This is a genomic window from Clostridium sp. LY3-2 (assembly GCF_024705715.1).
Lineage (GTDB): Bacteria > Bacillota > Clostridia > Clostridiales > Clostridiaceae > Clostridium.
This window is the reverse complement of record NZ_JAMDLQ010000068.1, coordinates 1-4,230: the sequence shown is the minus strand read 5'-3', so window position 1 is coordinate 4,230 and position 4,230 is coordinate 1. Positions and strand designations below refer to the sequence as shown.

4 protein-coding genes and 1 tRNA gene are annotated in these 4,230 nt (G+C 27.2%); 2 read left to right on the top strand and 3 right to left on the bottom strand.

The window, feature by feature from the left end; genetic code table 11:
- Positions 1-306: 306 nt before the first annotated feature.
- Positions 307-1,224: an amidase domain-containing protein gene (locus tag M4I33_RS16680; protein WP_257917848.1), complete on the top strand. Its 918-nt coding sequence runs from the start codon at positions 307-309 to the stop codon at positions 1,222-1,224.
- A 28-nt stretch (positions 1,225-1,252) separates the two neighbouring features.
- On the opposite strand, the gene M4I33_RS16675 is transcribed toward M4I33_RS16680, so the two are convergent.
- Both M4I33_RS16675 and M4I33_RS16670 read right to left on the bottom strand, forming a co-directional pair.
- The gene (locus tag M4I33_RS16675) at positions 1,253-2,140 is read right to left on the bottom strand and encodes a patatin-like phospholipase family protein (RefSeq protein WP_257917847.1); all 888 of its coding nucleotides are present in this window, start codon (positions 2,138-2,140) and stop codon (positions 1,253-1,255) included.
- 102 nt (positions 2,141-2,242) lie between these two features.
- Positions 2,243-3,046, bottom strand: a complete 804-nt coding sequence (locus tag M4I33_RS16670; protein ID WP_257917846.1) for a pyruvate, water dikinase regulatory protein — start codon at positions 3,044-3,046, stop codon at positions 2,243-2,245.
- 144 nt (positions 3,047-3,190) lie between these two features.
- Between M4I33_RS16670 and M4I33_RS16665 the strand changes: the two genes are divergently transcribed.
- Positions 3,191-3,940 carry a signal peptidase II gene (locus tag M4I33_RS16665; protein WP_257917845.1) on the top strand — a complete coding sequence of 250 codons (750 nt, stop codon included), beginning with the start codon at positions 3,191-3,193 and terminating at the stop codon, positions 3,938-3,940.
- Positions 3,941-4,072: 132 nt separating this feature from the next.
- Here the strand turns inward: M4I33_RS16665 and M4I33_RS16660 are convergent.
- A tRNA-Lys gene (locus M4I33_RS16660) sits at positions 4,073-4,148 on the bottom strand.
- Positions 4,149-4,230 lie beyond the last annotated feature (82 nt).

Below are 4,230 nucleotides of genomic sequence, written 5' to 3'. Positions count from 1 at the left end.
GAATTGCTGGTTTTGTATTATATAAATCTGTTCAATTTTCAAAGACCATTTAATCTCTGTCGCACTCAAGCGACTAGCTTATCTTATCATCTTCAAAATCAAATGTCAACATTTTTTATTTAAACATTTAATTTCTTTTCTCGGAAACGCTTTCCGCTGATGACAATAGTTATTATATTACTAGAACAAAATTATGTCAACAGTTTTTCATATATTTTTTTATATTTTTGTATTGTATTAAAAAATCACCTATTTTAGTGGTTTTAGATATATTATACTGTAGTATTTTTTGTTGGAGTTTTCTATATGGCAAAGATTAAATCTCAAATAGAAGTAATAAAATCTTTTATATTAAATGATAACTTTGAAAAATTATTTGAATTTATAAATCCTAACAGTTATTTTTTAAACTTTTATTCTAATAAATTTTTATACAAAAATAATATATTATCTTCTATAGGCTCAATTAATAAGAGTTTTAAAATACTAAAGTATAACTCTATAAATAATATATGTTTTTTTAAAGTTATGATAACAAACATCCTAAACATTAATATAATTACACTTAACTCATCAAAATCCTTAGAATATTTGTATTTTGTATTTTCAAAAAACTCTAAAAAAATAGATTTCATAATATCTAAAGAAGAATTTCCTAATCTATATTCAAAGTTTGAAGAAAAATCTAATACTTTAAACTTTAATACTATCAATCTATCATTTAAAGATAATTTAGAAAAAGCATCACCCTTTAGATCTATTTTAAAGTCTGAATCTCCTTCACATAAAACATTTAGCAAATCAAATGCAATAGCCTATGCTGAAAAATATGCTTTAGTTCATAATCCAAGTTATATAAGTTTTGATAATAATGGTGGAGATTGTACAAACTTTGCTTCACAAATTTTACATGCAGGTGGATTACCTAAAACTAAAACTTGGTATAATTATTCAAACCCTTGGGTAAGGGTAAAAGAACTTAGAAACTACCTAGTTAATAATAACTTAGCTAAAGAATTTAACGATTTAGATTCTGATTGCGAAGGAGCTTTAATACAATTTTTTAATCCTGAATTAAAAGATTGGACTCATACAGGATTTATAACCTATTCTTTAGGAGATGATTACCTTTATTGTTGCCACAGCTATGATAAATTAAACTATCCTTTAAGCTTAGCCTATCCTCTTATCTATAAAAAAATTAGGATATTAAAAATAAAATAGTGAGGAAAGCTAAATATAGCTTTCCTCACTATTTATTAAAAAATTTATCTTTAAATATTTTAAATAAACCTTTATCTTCTTTAGGCTTATTATCTCTTATAAAATTTGCTAATTTAAATATTGGACTTAATTGAGCTATTGTATCTTCATACCCTAATTTCATTCTTCTTAAAGAATTATCTTTAGTAAACTCTAATGCCCCATCTATAAAACCTTCTTCCATTAAGCTAGGTCTTATCTCTATAATATCTGTGTTTGGATAAAGATTTCTATCTATTACATAATCTTTAGCTAAAGGCACTACTATAATTAAATCACAACCTTCACCATAAACTGGCTGAATAGGTAAGTTATCTACCATCCCCCCATCCAAATACCTCTTTCCGTTTATCTCTTCACTTTTATATATCATAGGAATAGCTGATGTTGCTAAAAGCATTTTTCTCATATCTTCTTCTGAAGAATTATTTATTTTAAAATATGCTGCTTCTAGCTTTGGAATCTCAGTACAAGTTACGTATAAATCAATATCATCACTTTTTAGTTTTTCAAAATCTATATATTGATCAAATATCTCTAAAAGCCCACTTCTTGATACATCTCCACCATCTACTATGTTTGGCATATATTTTTTTATTAGATTTAAGTTTCTAGATCCGATATTAATAAGCGCGCTTTTTTTAATTAAGTCTTTATTATCAGTTGGAAGAATCTTTTCTTTAGTAATTTCGTTCCAAAGCTTCCCTGCAATCTTTATGTCACCTTGCTTTATAAGAATACCATTTAAAGCTCCAATAGAAGTTCCTGCTATTACTTTTATATATTTATCTATATCTAATTCTTTAAAGGCTTGCCATACGCCTATTTGATAAGCACCTCTAGCTCCGCCTCCACCTAAAACTAACCCAATCTTCATAATAATACGCCCCTTTTATAATTATACTTATATTATATCATCAAAATAAAATATTGTTATTTCAAAAAGACACCTACTAAATCTTTAGTAAGTGTCTCTTATTTATTTTATATTCTTAATTGATTCCATAATTATTAATGCTGTATCTTCTATTGCTCTTTTAGTTATATCAACTGTCTTACATCCTAATTTTCTAATTATTCTATCTGCAAATTCAAACTCTTCTAGTATTCTAGCATCTCCTGCATATTCTATATCAGAAGATATCCTGTGAAACTTATCTAACCTTCTTTTTCTTATCTCTATTAATTGGAGAGGATTTATTGTAAGTCCAAATATTTTTCTTTTATCAACTTCATATATTTCATCTGGAACTCCAACCTCCGGAACTAAAGGAACATTTATAGCTTTAATACCTTTATTAGCTAAATACATACAAAGTGGAGTTTTTGAGGTTCTTGAAAGACCAATTAAAACAACATCTGCATTTTTTAATCCCCTGTAATCTTTACTATCATCATATTGCATAGCAAATTCCATAGCTTCTATTCTCTTAAAATATTCTTCATCTGTTTTCCACATTGCACCTGGATTATAGTCTGGTAATCTTTTTAATTTTGTAGCTGCAACATTTAATATAGGCCCTAAAATATTTATTACTTGAATATTATTTTCTAAGCCTTTTTGAGTTAAATATTCTCTTACGTCAACACTTATTATTGTAGATACTACTATAGCTGATTTGGCTTCTAAAGCTTTAGCTATAACTTCATCTGCATCTTCTAAAGTGTTTATGTATGGTAATCTCTTTACATCAACATCTCCCTTAAATTGGCTAGCTGCAGCTTGCGCTACACCGTTTGCCGTTTCGCCAATAGAGTCAGAAACTGCAAAAATTCTTAACATATAAATACCTCTCTTTTCATAAGATTAATTTGAATATTTTGTAAGCTAATTATATTATCTCATAATTACTCTTATATTAACATAGTGAAATTTAACATTATATGTTAAACTTAAATTTATAATTACTATGTAATGGAGGCACCTATGAATAAACAAAAATATATAACAATTTTTGCTTTGCCTTGTATGTGGCTTGCATATTTTTTATTTGAGCTTTTTACAGGTAGGGTTAGAGACCCTGTAACATTAATAGGAAACTTATTATTTTTAGTACTTTTTGCGGCAATAGGGTATTTCGCTTATTCCTTTACTAAAAGATACGAAAAAGGTCTTTCTACTAAAGCTATGTGGATATTCTTCTTTGTATTAATGATTATAGATCAAGGAATTAAGATTATAATTAAGTTTTTCTATTTCCATAAATATGTATCTATATTAGATGGATTCATTTCATTTAATCCAATAATTAATACAGATGGTTCTTGGCTTAATGCTAGATTTGGAACTGGCGTAAGTTTTCCTTTACTTATCTTATTAAATTTTATTGCACTATTTATATTTATAGAAATTTATAGATACTCTAAATTTAACGGAATAAAAGATATCTATAGTGATTTATCTATTCTATTTATATTTTCTGGTGCTTTATGCTCACTTATAGATAAAGTATTTTATGGAGGAAGCTTAGATTTTATAGGAGTCGGTGATTTATTTATCGCAGATATTAAAGATATCTATATAAATCTTGGAATATTCTTTTTATTAATATCACTTTACTATAACGGATTTTTTAAAGATGATGACTCTTCATTAAAAGAAGATATGAATAGCTTAAAAAGATTCTTCTCTTTTATAAGTAATGACTTTAAGAGAAAAGTAAAAAAGGATACCTAATTATAGGTATCCTTTTTTTATCTATATAAATCTTTTTTAAAGACAAAAATAAAAGAGATTATGATTAACATAATCTCAATATATCTAAATGCTAAGCAAGTTCCTATTAGAAAATTACTCTTAAAGTAATTTTGGTGGCTTACCGGGGAATCGAACCCCGGACACCTTGATTAAAAGTCAAGTGCTCTACCGACTGAGCTAGTAAACCAAAGAACCTGGCAACGTCCTACTCTCCCACACAGTCTCCCGTGCAGTACCATCGGCGCTGTAGAGCTTAACTTTCCTGTTCG